The organism is Roseburia sp. OM04-10BH (genome assembly GCF_003462605.1).
In the GTDB taxonomy this organism is placed as follows: Bacteria; Bacillota; Clostridia; order Lachnospirales; family Lachnospiraceae; genus Roseburia_C; species Roseburia_C amylophila.
In genome coordinates, this window is the sequence record NZ_QTZI01000001.1 from 506,052 (window position 1) to 520,527 (window position 14,476).

Annotated in this window: 14 protein-coding genes; 13 read left to right on the forward strand and 1 reads right to left on the reverse strand. The window is 42.9% G+C overall.

Annotated features, from left to right (window positions below; genetic code table 11):
• The first annotated feature begins 11 nt into the window (after positions 1 to 11).
• The 7 genes from DXB43_RS02250 (at position 12) to DXB43_RS15360 (ending at position 6,721) form a co-directional block, all read left to right on the forward strand.
• Complete coding sequence (locus DXB43_RS02250; RefSeq protein WP_117697497.1) at positions 12 to 482, forward strand: VanZ family protein; 471 nt, start codon at positions 12 to 14, stop codon at positions 480 to 482.
• A 33-nt stretch (positions 483 to 515) separates the two neighbouring features.
• The gene (locus tag DXB43_RS02255; RefSeq protein ID WP_117697499.1) at positions 516 to 848 is read left to right on the forward strand and encodes a DUF6142 family protein; all 333 of its coding nucleotides are present in this window, start codon (positions 516 to 518) and stop codon (positions 846 to 848) included.
• A gap of 30 nt (positions 849 to 878) precedes the next feature.
• Entirely contained in the window at positions 879 to 2,972 is a 2,094-nt protein-coding gene (locus DXB43_RS02260) for an aminopeptidase (protein WP_117946488.1), read from the forward strand.
• Positions 2,973 to 3,021: 49 nt separating this feature from the next.
• On the forward strand, positions 3,022 to 3,528 hold the full coding sequence (purE, locus tag DXB43_RS02265) for a 5-(carboxyamino)imidazole ribonucleotide mutase (protein WP_022244165.1): 507 nt from the start codon (positions 3,022 to 3,024) through the stop codon (positions 3,526 to 3,528).
• A gap of 132 nt (positions 3,529 to 3,660) precedes the next feature.
• On the forward strand, positions 3,661 to 4,581 hold the full coding sequence (locus DXB43_RS02270; RefSeq protein WP_117697503.1) for a sugar phosphate nucleotidyltransferase: 921 nt from the start codon (positions 3,661 to 3,663) through the stop codon (positions 4,579 to 4,581).
• A gap of 17 nt (positions 4,582 to 4,598) precedes the next feature.
• On the forward strand, positions 4,599 to 5,531 hold the full coding sequence (gene arcC, locus DXB43_RS02275; RefSeq protein ID WP_022244167.1) for a carbamate kinase: 933 nt from the start codon (positions 4,599 to 4,601) through the stop codon (positions 5,529 to 5,531).
• A gap of 29 nt (positions 5,532 to 5,560) precedes the next feature.
• On the forward strand, positions 5,561 to 6,721 hold the full coding sequence (locus DXB43_RS15360; protein WP_022244168.1) for an N-acetylmuramoyl-L-alanine amidase: 1,161 nt from the start codon (positions 5,561 to 5,563) through the stop codon (positions 6,719 to 6,721).
• Here the strand turns inward: DXB43_RS15360 and DXB43_RS02285 are convergent.
• Positions 6,718 to 7,071 carry a cupin domain-containing protein gene (locus tag DXB43_RS02285; protein WP_022244169.1) on the reverse strand — a complete coding sequence of 118 codons (354 nt, stop codon included), beginning with the start codon at positions 7,069 to 7,071 and terminating at the stop codon, positions 6,718 to 6,720. The genes DXB43_RS15360 and DXB43_RS02285 overlap by 4 nt on opposite strands.
• Positions 7,072 to 7,194: 123 nt before the next feature.
• On the opposite strand from DXB43_RS02285, the gene DXB43_RS02290 reads away from it, so the two are divergent.
• From DXB43_RS02290 to DXB43_RS02315, 6 genes are all read left to right on the forward strand, one after another.
• On the forward strand, positions 7,195 to 9,093 hold the full coding sequence (locus DXB43_RS02290; protein ID WP_117946490.1) for an ABC-F family ATP-binding cassette domain-containing protein: 1,899 nt from the start codon (positions 7,195 to 7,197) through the stop codon (positions 9,091 to 9,093).
• Positions 9,094 to 9,104: 11 nt separating this feature from the next.
• A complete protein-coding gene (gene mtnA / locus DXB43_RS02295) occupies positions 9,105 to 10,193 on the forward strand; it encodes an S-methyl-5-thioribose-1-phosphate isomerase (protein WP_117946492.1) in 1,089 nt (362 codons plus the stop codon).
• 136 nt (positions 10,194 to 10,329) lie between these two features.
• A complete protein-coding gene (locus tag DXB43_RS02300) occupies positions 10,330 to 11,100 on the forward strand; it encodes an Mrp/NBP35 family ATP-binding protein (protein WP_242988692.1) in 771 nt (256 codons plus the stop codon).
• Positions 11,101 to 11,276: 176 nt separating this feature from the next.
• Entirely contained in the window at positions 11,277 to 12,665 is a 1,389-nt protein-coding gene (locus DXB43_RS02305) for a uracil-xanthine permease family protein (RefSeq protein WP_117946494.1), read from the forward strand.
• Between the two features lie 202 nt (positions 12,666 to 12,867).
• Complete coding sequence (locus tag DXB43_RS02310; RefSeq protein ID WP_117840565.1) at positions 12,868 to 13,419, forward strand: phosphatase PAP2 family protein; 552 nt, start codon at positions 12,868 to 12,870, stop codon at positions 13,417 to 13,419.
• Between the two features lie 96 nt (positions 13,420 to 13,515).
• Positions 13,516 to 14,475 carry an AAA family ATPase gene (locus DXB43_RS02315; RefSeq protein ID WP_117946496.1) on the forward strand — a complete coding sequence of 320 codons (960 nt, stop codon included), beginning with the start codon at positions 13,516 to 13,518 and terminating at the stop codon, positions 14,473 to 14,475.
• Position 14,476 lies beyond the last annotated feature (1 nt).

Sequence of the window (14,476 nt, forward strand, 5' to 3'; positions counted from 1 at the left end):
GGGAAAAGGAATTGAGTCAGAAGACGAGAAAACTGCTTCGTATCGGAGCATGGATTTTATTCGTAATATATCTGGGTCTGCTTTGCTATTTCCTGTTCTTCTCAGAAATGATGGGAAGAACCTATTCCGAAAGAAGCTACCATTATAATCTTATGCCCTTAAAAGAAATCAAGCGGTTTATTATTTACCGAAAGGTACTGGGGACGAAAGCAGTCTGCTTTAACCTTCTGGGAAATATTGTCGCTTTTATTCCTTATGGAATGCTGCTACCATTACTGGCACATAATCAGAGAAAGTTCTACCGGATAGTGCTTTTGAGTTTTGACTTCAGCCTGCTGGTGGAACTGGTACAGCTTGTATCCAAGGTAGGAAGCTTTGATGTAGATGATCTGATTTTAAATACCATCGGCGGGGCAATTGGATATGTTGGATTTTTGCTGGCAAATCATATCCGGTGTCACAAATTTGAGCAGAAAGAATAGACTTCGGTACAATATGGTATCGGGAGAAAGAACATGAGAAAAAGACGAAGAGGATACAGAAAATATAAATTTACAGAAAAAACACTTTCGAAAAGAGGAATTACAGCACTTGTTCTGGCATTACTGTCACTGGTCAGTTTTGTGGTGATGGTAGTTCTTGCATTCAGAAGTGCCGGTAATTTAAGCATATACATAGCCTGCTATGGAATCCTGGCCTTTTTTGCAGCATTAGCCGCAGTGATTCTTGCAATTATAAGCCTGAAGGAGGAAAATTCATTTCGCAGCATTCCGTATGCTGCTACATTTTTCTCGATTTTTTCACTGCTTATCTGGATTGCTGTCTATGCAGGCGGTATTCTGTTGTAGGCAAAATTAGAAATATAAAGGATATAAAGTATGGAATATCAGAATTTAAACGCAGAAGAAAGAGAAGCAATTACAGAACGACTGGATTTGGTAACGGAACGGATACATGAACTTGCGGCAGAACCGGAGGTTTGTGAGCCGTTCCGTGCTTATTTTAAAGGAACGGCAGCATTTATTGTAAAAACGGAAGAAGTATTGCGGCAGGTATTAAATGACAGCTTCTGCAGCCAGAGCAGGAAAACATTACAGAAGATAAATGAAGCATTGTATGAGGACATTTTGCCGGAACATTATAAAGAAAGCTATGCCAACCCGGATTATGCCTGTATAACCCTGGGCGAGGAATACGGCACACTCCTTAGCATGCTCTATGCAGAGCTTCGGAACCTGATCCCTTATGCTTATGAGGGCGATGTGGAAGCCTATACCTGCTTCTGTGAATTGTTTATCCAGGTTTATACCTGTTTTAATGACGAAGAGGGAACAACCCCGAAAGAAGTGCAGCAGGCAATTTACTGGTTCTTCCACGATTACAGTGAATTATTTACAGAGCGCAGCGTCTGTGAAATGGTAGATGCCAGCCGGGATTTCTTTACCCGGATTGTAATGGATTCTGATTTACAGGATTTAAAATACCTTTATTATTATGGAGAACCAGTCGGAGAAAATGAAATCCGTATGGCAGAATATATGAACCAGCTTCCGCAGGAGAAGATTCAGGCAATGGCAGATACTTATACGGAAGGCTACCGGATTGGCTTTGTTACCACTGGAAAAGACTTATCCATAAAATCTACCGTAAATGTGGAATATGCCATCGGAATGGAACGCATGGTGCGGGCAGCGATTGCAAATTTTGAGAAGATGGGATTAAAACCGACGATTTACCGGGAGGCGTTTTCTTCCTTCCGTAACCGCGGCAATTCCAAGCGGGGCTGCTATGCGGCTTCTGTGAACCGTCAGTTTGATTATGACCATAAAGCAGATAAAGCAGTATATTTAGATAAAGCCTTTGTGGAACGCCGATTAGAGACACTCCGGACTGTATATGAAGATAAGAAAGAACTTGCAGCAGGCTACGCAGGTCCGGCTGTAATCGAGGTGTTCGGAGAGCCGTTATTTGAACCGGAAAATAAAAAAACTGCCTGCCATTACAGTGATAAGCAGAATGAATTAAATGTCTATTATGCGTCACAGGCTGGGCAGATTACCAATCAGTATATTAAGGGAGAGGAAAGAAGCTTTACGATTATTGCTTATCCGCTCCCGCAGATTGGCAGCAACTTTGAAGAAATCTTTGATAAGACGGTAGAATTAAATACACTGGATTATACCCTGTACCGGGATATGCAGGCGAAAATTATTGAAGTATTAGACCAGGGAGTCCGGGCACATATCAAGGGAAAAGGCAATAACGAAACAGATATGACCGTGGAATTATACCGCCTTAAGAATCCACAGGAAGAGACTATCTTTGAAAACTGCGTGGCAGATGTCAATATTCCGGTAGGGGAAGTATTTACTTCACCGGTGCTGACCGGAACCCACGGAGTACTGCATGTATCTTATGTCTATCTTAACGGACTCCGGTATGAGAACCTGAAAATGACGTTTGAAGATGGAAAAGTTGTGGATTACAGTTGCAGTAATTTTGACAGTGAAGAAGGGAACCATAAATATATTTATGATAATGTGCTGATGCACCATGATACGCTGCCGTTAGGGGAGTTTGCTATTGGAACCAACACCACGGCATACCGGATGGCAAAGGACTTTGATATTGCAGATAAATTGCCGATTCTGATTGCAGAGAAGACAGGTCCACATTTTGCAGTGGGAGATACCTGTTATTCCCAGGCAGAGGATACGCCGGTTTATAATCCGGATGGCAAAGAAATTGTGGCAAGGGACAATGAAATCTCAATTCTTCGGAAAGAAGACGAGAGTAAGGCATACTTTAACTGCCATACGGATATTACGATACCGTATGATGAATTAGACTGCATTTATATTGAACGGGCAGATGGCAGTACCGGGGATATTATAAGAGATGGCAGGTTTGTAGTACCGGGCACAGAAAAACTGAATGAGCCGTTGGAAAATAAGACTTCATTTCCGGCGTAAAACAGTGTATACTAAAAGGACAAGTATCTATGAGAAAAGGAGAAAGAAAATGGCAAAAGTAGGAATTGTAATGGGCAGTGATTCAGATATGCCTGTAATGGCAAAAGCAGCAGATATTTTGGAACAGCTTGGAATCGAGTATGAGATGACAATTATTTCCGCACATCGTGAGCCGGATGTATTTTTTGAATATGCAAAGAGCGCAGAGAGCAAAGGATTTAAAGTAATTATCGCAGGAGCAGGAATGGCAGCACATCTTCCGGGAATGTGTGCAGCAATCTTCCCTATGCCGGTAATCGGAATTCCAATGCATACCACATCTTTAGGCGGAAGAGATTCTCTTTATTCTATCGTACAGATGCCGACCGGTATTCCGGTAGCAACCGTTGCAATCAATGGTGGCGCAAATGCAGGAATTCTTGCAGCAAAGATTCTTGCAACATCAGATGATGCATTATTGGCACGATTAAAAGAATATTCTAAGAATTTAAAAGAGCAGGTAGAAGCAAAGGATAAGAAGCTTCAGGAAGTCGGCTACAAAGAATACATGAAATAGCAGGCACAAGTGAGTCAACACGCTTTTAGAGCTGGCGAGTGGAGAAATCATTAGGTAAGAACAGTGAAATAGAGGAAAAAAGAAAAGGGTAGAGAGAAAAAAGTTTTAAAAATAAGGTTGAGGAGAATACGAATGAAAACAACACTGATTATTATGGCGGCAGGCATTGGCTCCCGTTTTGGCGGCGGAATTAAGCAGCTTGAGAAAATGGGACCAAATGGCGAGATTATTATGGACTATTCCATTTATGACGCGGTGGACGCAGGTTTTGATAAGGTTGTATTTATCATTCGCAAGGATATTGAGGCGGATTTTAAAGAAATCATTGGAAACAGAATCGGAAAACAGGTAGAAGTAGATTATGTATTCCAGGATATCAATGATATACCGGAAGGCTTTACAGTGCCGGAAGGCAGAACAAAACCATGGGGAACCGGTCAGGCAGTATTATGCTGCAAAGGCGTAGTGAAGGAACCATTTTTAGTCATCAATGCAGATGATTATTACGGAAAAGAAGCATTTGTAAAGATGCATGATTTTCTGGTAAATCATGAAGAGGATAAGGAAAGATTCCGCCTTGGAATGGCTGGATATATCCTGAAGAACACACTGAGTGATAACGGAACCGTTACCCGTGGTGTCTGTGTGGTAGATGAAAAGAGTGGCTATCTTGAAAAAATTTTAGAGACACACAGCATCTATGCCGATGAAAAAGGAAAAGTACATTGTGAAGAAGCTGATGTGGCAGAATGGATTCACCCGGATGTAAATGTATCTATGAACATGTGGGCTGGCTATCCGGATTTTATTGATTATCTGGAAGAGGGCTTCCGTGAGTTCTTAGCACATATTGAAGACAATCCGATGAAGAAAGAGTATCTGCTGCCAAATATTGTGGAATTGCTTTTGAATCAGGATAAGGCAACCGTAAAAGTTTATGAGACAGCAGACCGCTGGTTTGGAGTTACTTATTTAGAGGACAAACCATTTGTTGTGGATTCCATCCGCGGACTGATTAAAGACGGTGTCTATCCGGAAAATCTTTGGGCATAGAATTGGAGGATTGTAACATGAAAAAGAAGAGAATTGTGATTGCATTAGGACATGAAGCATTGGGAACAACACTTCCGGAACAGAAGAAAGCAACCAAGCTTACCGCAAAAGCAATCGGAGATTATATTAAGGATGACTGTCAGGTAGTTCTTTCCCACAGCAATGGACCACAGGTGGGAATGATACATACTGCAATGGCTGAATTCGCAAGAATTTATCCGGAATATACTGCTACTCCGATGTCTGTCTGCTCTGCTATGAGTCAGGGCTATATCGGATACGATTTGCAGAATGCCATTCGTACCGAATTATTAAACCGTGGAATTTACAAACCGGTATCTACTGTTTTAACACAGGTAACCGTAGACCCATACGATGAAGCATTTTATCATCCAACCAAAATTATCGGCCGTGTCATGACAGAGGAAGAGGCAGAAGCAGAAGAGAAGAAAGGTAACCATACGGTAAAACAGGGCGATGGATACCGCCGTATCGTAGCAGCTCCAAAGCCAATGGACATCGTAGAAATTGATGCCATCCGTGCACTTTCCGATGCAGACCAGGTAGTAATTGCCTGTGGTGGTGGCGGTATTCCTGTATTAGAGCAGGATAATAATCTAAAAGGTGCCAGCGCAGTCATTGAAAAAGACCTTGCAGCAGGCAGACTTGCAGAGCTTTTAGATGCTGACCAGCTCATTATCTTAACTAGTGTAGAGCGGGTATGCTTAAATTATGGTACAGCCAATGAACAGCCATTGGATGAGATGACCGTAGAAGAAGCAAAACAGTATATGGACGAGGGACAGTTTGAAGAAGGAACCATGCTTCCGAAGATTCAGGCAGCAATCGATTATATCGGTAATTCTGCAGTCCGTTCCGTACTGATTGCCAACTTGGAGGAAGCATTAGATGGCGTCAGCGGATTAAAGGGAACTTTGATTCATAAGTAAGATGATATAAGGGAAATGTGAGGGAATCTATGAGAACATCAGAAAGAAGCACATTCCATAAGGGCAGCAGGCACTCGGCAGTTACCGTATGCCTGTTGCTTGTTATGTGTCTGGTATTTCTGACCGCTTGCGGGAAGGATAAAAAAGACGATACAGTTGCGAATGTGAATACCGAAGAAACATTAACAAATACAGAGGTACCAACAACAGAAAATGTAATTGACACCGAAGAAGTTGTAGATACGGAAACAGAAACAGAGACGGAAACAGAGCATGTTCCGGCAGTATTGAATCCGGATACGGTAGTTTATGCAGAAGAGACTGTTTATACGACAACAAGAGTCAATGTGAGGGTAGAACCTTCTACCGATGCAGAGGTTTATAAGAAATTATCTGCGGGAAAAGAACTTACCCGCACTGCAAATGATGGAAGCTGGAGCCAGGTTTCATTGGATGAAGGAACTTATTATATAGCATCCGATTATCTGACCACAGAGAAGCCGCAGGAGCCGGTAGCATTGACTGGAAGTGCGGGAACCGGAATTACATCCGGAAGCGGTGGACATGTCATCTGCATTGACCCGGGACATCAGAGCAGAGGAGACAGTACACCGGAGCCGGTAGCACCGGGATCTTCTGAGACCAAGGCAAGAGTAACCGGAGGAACATCCGGCGTTGCAACCGGACAGACAGAATATCAGCTTAACTTATCCGTCAGCTTAAAATTGCGGGATGAACTGGTAGCAAGAGGTTATACCGTAGTCATGACAAGAGAAACCAATGATGTGAATCTCAGTAACAGCGAGCGGGCAGCCATTGCAACCAATGCGGGAGCAGAAGCATTTGTCCGTATACATGCCAACGGATCTACCAACAGCGGAGCCAATGGGGCTATGACAATCTGCCAGACGGCGTCCAATCCGTATGTAGGAAGCTTTTACAGCCAGAGCCGTTCTCTTTCCCAGAATATACTGGATAGTCTGTGTGCACAGACCGGTGCAAAGAAGGAATATGTGTGGGAGACTGATACCATGAGTGGAATTAACTGGAGTACCGTACCGGTAACAATTGTAGAAATGGGATATATGACAAATCCCACCGAAGATTCCAATATGGCAACGGACTCTTATCAGACTCAGATTGCACAGGGAATCGCCAATGGGATTGATGCTTATTTTGCCGGTAATTAGGCAAGATAATTAATGACAGCAAAGAGAATGAGATCTTCTTTTGGAGAAGCATTTGCAATGCTGTGGGACTCTCCGCTTTTGCAGACGCAGGTATCACCGGCTTCTAAAGCAACGATGGTTCCGTTATCGTCATAGGCTGCATGACCGGAGAGAATGGTGATGATTTCTTCTTCCCCTTCATGCATATGCTTTCCGAGAGAACAGCCCGGTCTTAAGATGAGTTTTGCAATCATCTTGGCTGGGCTTTCATAGTCTATAGGATTGACGGAACGGATAATCTCAACGGTGCCGGTTCCGCCTTTCATATTTTCGTTAAAAATATGTTTTAATTCAGATGCTCTATGATACATATATTACCTCCTGAATAGTTGTGCTATGCATTACAGTATAGCCAGTGAGCAGTCAAATGTAAATATGTATTGTGATAGAAAATTATTGCCAATAAGAATGAAAAAGAAATACAGGAGACCTTTATGAATTTATTATCAGCAGAGAATATAACCAAGACATTTACCGGAAGAAAGTTATTTTCCAATACCTCCTTTTATTTGCAGGAAGGAGAGAAAGTCGGAATTGTGGGAATTAACGGAACCGGAAAATCCACTTTACTGAAAATGCTGGCAGGCTTAGAGGAACCGGATGCTGGAGAAATCACCAAGGCAAATCATGCGGTAATCCGCTATCTTCCGCAGATGCCGGAATTTGGAGAAGAAGAGACTGTTTTAGAAAGTGTACTGGTAGCGGCACACCGGAAAAATCAGGCAGATGCTTCCGGGGAAGATTATCAGATGTGGAATTTAGAGAGCAAGGCAAAATCCATGCTCACAAGACTTGGCGTATATAATTTTGAAGAAAAGACGAAAAACTTATCCGGTGGAGAAAGAAAACGTCTGGCTCTTGTGGCAGTACTTTTAACACCCTGCGATATTCTGCTGTTAGACGAGCCTACCAACCACCTGGATGCAGATATGGCAGAGTGGCTGGAAGGATACTTAAAGGGCTTTAAGGGAACACTGATTATGGTAACCCATGACCGGTATTTTCTGGACAGCGTATGTAACCGTATTGCAGAAATTGATAAAGGCTCCATTTACAGTTATCAGGAAAATTATTCCGGTTATCTGAATCTGAAGCAGGAGCGTATGGATATGGCAGTTGCCGGGGAACGGAAGCGGCAGTCCATCCTTCGCAAGGAGATCGCCTGGATGCAGCGGGGCGCAAGGGCAAGGTCTACCAAGCAGAAAGCCCATATCAAACGTTATGAGAATCTTAGAGACCAGTCGGGACCACAGTTTGATAAGCAGGTGGAATTAAGCTCGGTTTCCAGCCGTATGGGAAAGACGACGGTAGAGCTTCATCATATCAGTAAATCCTATGGAGAAAAAAAGCTGATTGAGGATTTTTCCTATATCTTTCTTAAGAATGACAGAGTCGGATTTGTGGGACATAATGGATGCGGTAAGACCACTTTGATGAAGATTATCGATGGCAGGGTAAAGCCGGATGCCGGAGAACTGGTTATCGGACAGACCATAAAGATAGGCTATTATTCCCAGGAGATTGAAAAGGATGCATCGGCGGGAGTTGCCTATATGGATCCGTCTTTAAAGGTTATTGAATATATCCGCAATACGGCAGAATATGTCCGGACAGAGGATGGACTGGTGTCCGCATCAGCCATGTTGGAGCGTTTCTTATTCCCACCGGAAGAACAGTATGGTGTTATCGGAAAACTTTCCGGTGGAGAAAAGCGGAGACTGAATCTGCTTCGTGTATTGATGGAAGCACCGAATGTACTGATTTTGGACGAGCCAACCAATGATCTTGATATTACCACACTGGCAATTTTAGAGGATTATCTTGATAATTATGATGGAATCGTCATTACGGTATCCCATGACCGGTATTTCCTTGACCGTATCGCAAAGCGGATTTTTGCATTTGAACAGGGAAACATAAGACAGTATGAGGGCGGTTATACGGATTATCTTGCCAAGCGGCCGGAGGATGAGACAGCAGTGGGAAATGCAGGCACAGAGACTTCCGGGAAGAAAGCAGACCAGACGGAAAACGCAGATGCCACAGAGAATGCCGAAAAGAAGGATTCCAGGGCGACCTGGAAGAGCGGCAGGAAGTTGAAATTTACCTGGCAGGAGCAGAAGGATTATGAGACCATTGAGGACGATATTGCAGCTTTGGAAGCAAAGTTAGAAGAACTGGATGAGAAGATGGGAAGCTTTGCCAGTGATTTTGTAAAGTTAAATGAGCTGACCCAGGAGAAGATAAAAGTGGAAGATGAATTAGAGCATAAGATGGAACGCTGGGAGTATTTAGAAGAACTGAATGCCAGAATAAAGGCTCAGGACAAGTAGGAGATAAGGCTATGGAGAAGGAAAAAAACAGTAAGAATATTATGGATTATGCAACGGTTACACTCTTAGATGCAGAGAATGCCATTGAAATCATCGACCAGACAAAGCTGCCGGGAACGATAGAACTGATCCGGTTAAAGAGTGCACAGGAAATCTGGGATGCCATTTATTTATTAAAAGTCCGTGGCGCACCGGCAATTGGTGTAGCAGCAGGCTTTGGCATTTATCTTCTGGCAAAAGAAATTGAAACAGAGGATTATGAAGTCTTTTATGAAGCTTTTCAGAAACAGAAAGAATATTTGAATTCTTCCCGTCCGACCGCAGTCAATCTCTCCTGGGCATTAAACCGGATGGAGAAAGTCTGTATTGCAAATAAAAATAAGCCGGTTGCAGAGATAAAAGAATTGCTTCATAAAGAAGCCCTTGAGATTCAGGAAGAAGATATCCGGGTCTGCAAAAGTATCGGAGAACACGGGCTGACATTGGTGAAGCCGGGTGATGGTATTTTGACCCATTGCAATGCCGGACAGCTTGCCACCAGTAAATATGGAACTGCTACAGCACCGATTTATCTGGGGGAGGAAAGAGGTTATCATTTTCATGTATTTGCAGATGAGACAAGACCTCTTTTGCAGGGGGCGAGACTTACTTCTTTTGAACTGCATGCAGCAGGGGTGGATGTGACTCTGATTTGTGATAATATGTCTGGCACCGTTATGAAACAGGGACTGGTACAGGCAGTATTTGTAGGCTGCGACCGGGTGGCAGCCAATGGAGACACCGCAAATAAAATCGGAACCTCCGTTGTGGCAACGGTAGCAAAGCGGTATCATGTACCTTTTTATGTCTGTGCACCGACCTCTACCATTGACTTAAATACAGCAACCGGAGATGATATCTGCATTGAAGAGCGTCCGGCAGAGGAAGTGACGGAGATGTGGTATCAGGAGCGGATGGCACCGGAAGGCGTCAAAGTATACAATCCGGCATTTGATGTGACAGATCACGATTTAATAAGCGGAATTGTAACAGAGTATGGAATCGCAAGAGAGCCATATACGGAGAGCTTAAAAGAAATCCTTTCGAAGAGAAATGCATAAGGTATCAATTTTTGTGCAAACTGATATCTTGAAAAGTATCTATCAGTAAGGTATGATAGTAATAATGAGGTTTTAATAAAAATATAGGCGGTGTCGATCACGTACACCGCCTGTTTAGCGAAAAGAGGGAATAGAAATGGCAATAAAGTTTCAGAAAGAGCCAATGAATGCACATTCATCCATAAAGCATGTAATCGGCGTAGTCAGCGGTAAAGGTGGTGTTGGAAAATCTTTTGTCACAGCATCCATGGCAGCCGCTATGCGTAAGAAAGGTTATGAAGTAGGTATTATGGATGCCGACATTACCGGACCATCCATTCCAAAGATGTATGGAATTCACGGAAAAGCAGTCGGAGATGGAAAAGAGATTCTTCCGGCAGTGGCAGAAGACGGAACCAGGATTATGTCTGTAAATTTATTGGTTGATACAGAAGAAACACCGGTTGTATGGCGTGGACCAGTCGTTGCCGGCGTAGTAAAGCAGTTCTGGAGTGACGTGGTATGGGGTGACATTGATTACCTTTTCGTAGATATGCCACCGGGAACCGGAGATGTTCCACTGACTGTATTCCAGTCTCTTCCGGTAGAAGGAATCATTATCGTAACTTCTCCGCAGGAACTGGTTCAGATGATTGTAAAGAAAGCATATAACATGGCAGGGATGATGAATGTTCCTGTCCTTGGAATCGTTGAAAATTACAGCTATTTAAAATGTCCGGATTGTGGAAAAGAGATTTCCTTATTTGGAGAAAGCCATATTGATGAAATCGCAGCAGACCTTGATTTGTCCGTTCTTGGAAAACTTCCATTGGATCCGGCATATGCAAAAGCTGCCGATGCAGGACAATTTTATACTATGGACAACCCATATATTGCCAAAGCAATTGAGACGTTGGAACAAATTTAGATAATAACAGGTAATCTGCCATTTCGGTGGGTTACCTGTTTTATGCGGGAAAATATGTTTCCCGTAGTTAAAGCGGATGCAGCATAGCAACAGAAAAATGCATGAAAAGCACCGCAGAAGTGGAAAATAAAATTCCACGGATATCACACATTATATTTTAAGGAGGAGCTTTCGTTATGAACGAACGAAAAGACGCAATTCGCGACGCACGGACACTTGGTGTTCCGAAGATGCTGTTGTTAGGACTTCAGCACATGTTCGCAATGTTTGGCGCAACCATTCTTGTGCCGATTCTGGTGAACAGCTATTTTGAGGGAGAAGGCCTTTCCGTACAGGTTACTTTAATCTGTGCCGGTCTTGGAACTTTATTCTTCCACCTTTGTACCAAATTAAAAGTACCTGCATTCTTAGGTTCATCCTTTGCATTCTTAGGAGGATTTTCTACGATTGCACAGTTGGATACCGGAGTCTTTGCAGACATGACCATGGGAGAGAAGCTTCCATATGCCTGTGGTGGTATTGTTGTCGCAGGAGCTTTATATCTGATTCTTGCACTTGTTATCAAGGTCGTAGGAGTAAAGAAAGTAATGCGTTTCCTGCCACCTGTTGTAACAGGACCAATCATCATCTGTATCGGCCTTTCCCTTGCACCATCTGCAGTAAACAATGCATCCACCAACTGGATTCTTGCACTGATTGCACTGGCAGTTATCATTATCTTTAACATCTGGGGAAAAGGAATGTTCCGCATTATCCCGATTCTTTTAGGTGTTGTCATTTCCTATGCAGCAGCACTGATTATGCAGGCAGCAGGACTGACTAATCCGGATGGAAGTGCTATCTTAAACTTTACCGAAGTAGCATCTGCAAGCTGGGTAGGACTTCCTCCATTCCAGTTATGCAAATTTAACCTGACTGCAATCTTGGTTATGGCACCAATCGCACTGGCAACTATGATGGAGCATATCGGAGATATGTCTGCAATTTCTGCAACTGTTGGTGAGAACTTCATCGAAGATCCGGGACTTCACAGAACCTTAATCGGTGACGGACTTGCAACCGCATTTGCAGGTATGGTTGGTGGTCCTGCAAATACTACATATGGTGAGAATACCGGTGTATTGGAATTAAGCCGTGTGCATGACCCTAGAGTGATCCGTATTGCAGCTGTATTTGCAGTTATATTAAGCTTTATTCCGAAAATGGCTGAAATCATTGGCTCCATGCCATCTGCAATCATCGGTGGTGTCAGCTTCATGCTTTATGGTATGATCTCTGCAATCGGTGTCAGAAACGTAGTAGAAAATCACGTTGATTTTACCAAATCCCGTAACTTAATCATTGCAGCAGTAATCTTAGTCAGCGGACTTGGATTTTCCAATGGACTTACCTTTACCATTGCAGGAACCAGCATTACCTTAACCGGACTTGCAATCGCAGCTTTAGCCGGAATTATCTTAAATGCAATCTTACCTGGTAAAGATTATCATTTCGGAGATGATCCAAAGGCAGATGCCAACCGTGGACTTGACATGAATCCGATTCAGGAAGAAGATATTCAGTAAGTAATAAAAAGCAATTTATGTAGAAAGAAACAGGTCATATTCAGCTTGTGAGGGCTGGGATGACCTGTTTTGCGTTGCTTGGGAATGGCTGGCGTTTATTTTTTTAATATTTCATTAAGTTGTTTCGAAATCAAAGGAAACACGGTATACTATAAGCAGCAGTAAAAGTGATGAAAACGTACGGAAAGAAGAGGAACATATCATGTTAGAACAGTTATTACATATAGATGGGCAGATTTTATTATGGATACAGGAGTATCTGCGATTCCCGGCACTGACTTCCGTGATGAAGGATATTACAAATCTTGGAAATGCTGGAATCTTATGGATTCTGATAACCATTGTGCTTTTGTTGGACAAGAAGACGAGAAACGTAGGCTATATGTCGGCACTGGCATTAATTGGTTCGTTAATTGTAGACAATATTATACTTAAAAATCTGGTGGCAAGAACCAGACCCTATGAAGTGGTTGATGGATTGAAACTTTTAATTGAAAAGCAGTCAGATTATTCTTTCCCATCGGGACATACCGGAAGTTCTTTCGCATCAGCAATTGTATTATGGAAAGAGCTTCCTAAAAAATATGGAGTAATGGCATTAATTGCAGCTGTTCTGATTGCATATTCACGGTTATATGTAGGGGTGCATTATCCATCGGATGTGTTGGCAGGAGTGGTGATTGGAACCGTACTGGCGTTAGTTTCGGTATGGCTGGTAAAAAAGATTCAGGGACAGAAGAAACTTGTGAAGTAAGAGAAACATTTCTGAACTAGAGACAAAAAATAGAGAATGATAGGAAATAGAGAAGAGCCAGAAAACAGAAAGCAGACTCAAGGCAGGAGGAGAAGGATGGAATTACAGCAGGCGGTGGAATTATCAAAGCGGGTTCAAAATGAAATCAAAAAAAGCGTAAAAGGAAAAGATGATTGTATCCGGAAGGCATTCTGTGCAATTTTAGCAGGAGGACATATTTTAATTGAAGATGTACCGGGAGTGGGAAAGACAACGCTGGCACTGGCTTTTTCGAGGGCATTGTGCCTTGAAAATCACAGGGTACAGTTTACGCCGGATGTGCTGCCGGCGGATATTTTGGGATTTTCCATGTATGATAAGGAGCAGAGCGGCTTTTATTATCATCCGGGTGCAGTCATGTGCAATCTGTTTTTGGCGGATGAGATTAACCGGACTTCTCCAAAGACCCAGTCAGCCCTGTTAGAGGTTATGGAAGAGGGAAAAGTGACGGTAGATGGCATCAGTCATCCGGTTCCGAAACCATTTCTTGTAATGGCAACCCAGAATCCGAAGGGAAGTGCCGGGACACAGATGCTGCCGGAATCCCAGTTAGACCGTTTCATGATTTGTATGAGCATGGGATACCCGGATTTGAAAAGTGAGATTGAGATTGCCAAAGGAAAGAGCATCGGACAGAGCTATGAGAGCATAGAAGGTGTGATGACAGGGGCGCAGCTGCAGGCAATGAAAGAAACCGTAGAAAATATTTTTATACATGACAGAATTTATGAATATATGATGGCGCTGATTCATGCCACCAGAAAAAATCCTTATATTGAGCTGGGCGTCAGTCCGCGTGGAATGGTGGCACTGACGAAAATGGTGCGTGCCAATGCATTTTTAAATGAGAGAGATTATGTGATTCCGGCTGATGTAGAGGATGTTTTTTATGATGTCACAAAGCATAGAATCGTATTAAATACCAAAGCACGGGTCACCGGGGTGTCCGGGGAAGCAGTTCTTGAAAAAATTATGGAAGATACCACAAAACCAACTTCATTTAAGGGAAAAGAGTAGC

Excerpts from the sequence above, each read along its gene's own strand:
- DXB43_RS02255 (WP_117697499.1), top strand. The coding sequence starts at position 516 with ATGAGAAAAAGACGAAGAGGATACAGAAAATATAAATTTACAGAAAAA.
- DXB43_RS02260 (WP_117946488.1), top strand. The coding sequence starts at position 879 with ATGGAATATCAGAATTTAAACGCAGAAGAAAGAGAAGCAATTACAGAA.
- purE (WP_022244165.1), top strand. The coding sequence starts at position 3,022 with ATGGCAAAAGTAGGAATTGTAATGGGCAGTGATTCAGATATGCCTGTA.
- DXB43_RS02270 (WP_117697503.1), top strand. The coding sequence starts at position 3,661 with ATGAAAACAACACTGATTATTATGGCGGCAGGCATTGGCTCCCGTTTT.
- arcC (WP_022244167.1), top strand. The coding sequence starts at position 4,599 with ATGAAAAAGAAGAGAATTGTGATTGCATTAGGACATGAAGCATTGGGA.
- DXB43_RS15360 (WP_022244168.1), top strand. The coding sequence starts at position 5,561 with ATGAGAACATCAGAAAGAAGCACATTCCATAAGGGCAGCAGGCACTCG.
- DXB43_RS02285 (WP_022244169.1), bottom strand. The coding sequence starts at position 7,071 with ATGTATCATAGAGCATCTGAATTAAAACATATTTTTAACGAAAATATG.
- DXB43_RS02290 (WP_117946490.1), top strand. The coding sequence starts at position 7,195 with ATGAATTTATTATCAGCAGAGAATATAACCAAGACATTTACCGGAAGA.
- mtnA (WP_117946492.1), top strand. The coding sequence starts at position 9,105 with ATGGAGAAGGAAAAAAACAGTAAGAATATTATGGATTATGCAACGGTT.
- DXB43_RS02300 (WP_242988692.1), top strand. The coding sequence starts at position 10,330 with ATGGCAATAAAGTTTCAGAAAGAGCCAATGAATGCACATTCATCCATA.
- DXB43_RS02305 (WP_117946494.1), top strand. The coding sequence starts at position 11,277 with ATGAACGAACGAAAAGACGCAATTCGCGACGCACGGACACTTGGTGTT.
- DXB43_RS02310 (WP_117840565.1), top strand. The coding sequence starts at position 12,868 with ATGTTAGAACAGTTATTACATATAGATGGGCAGATTTTATTATGGATA.
- DXB43_RS02315 (WP_117946496.1), top strand. The coding sequence starts at position 13,516 with ATGGAATTACAGCAGGCGGTGGAATTATCAAAGCGGGTTCAAAATGAA.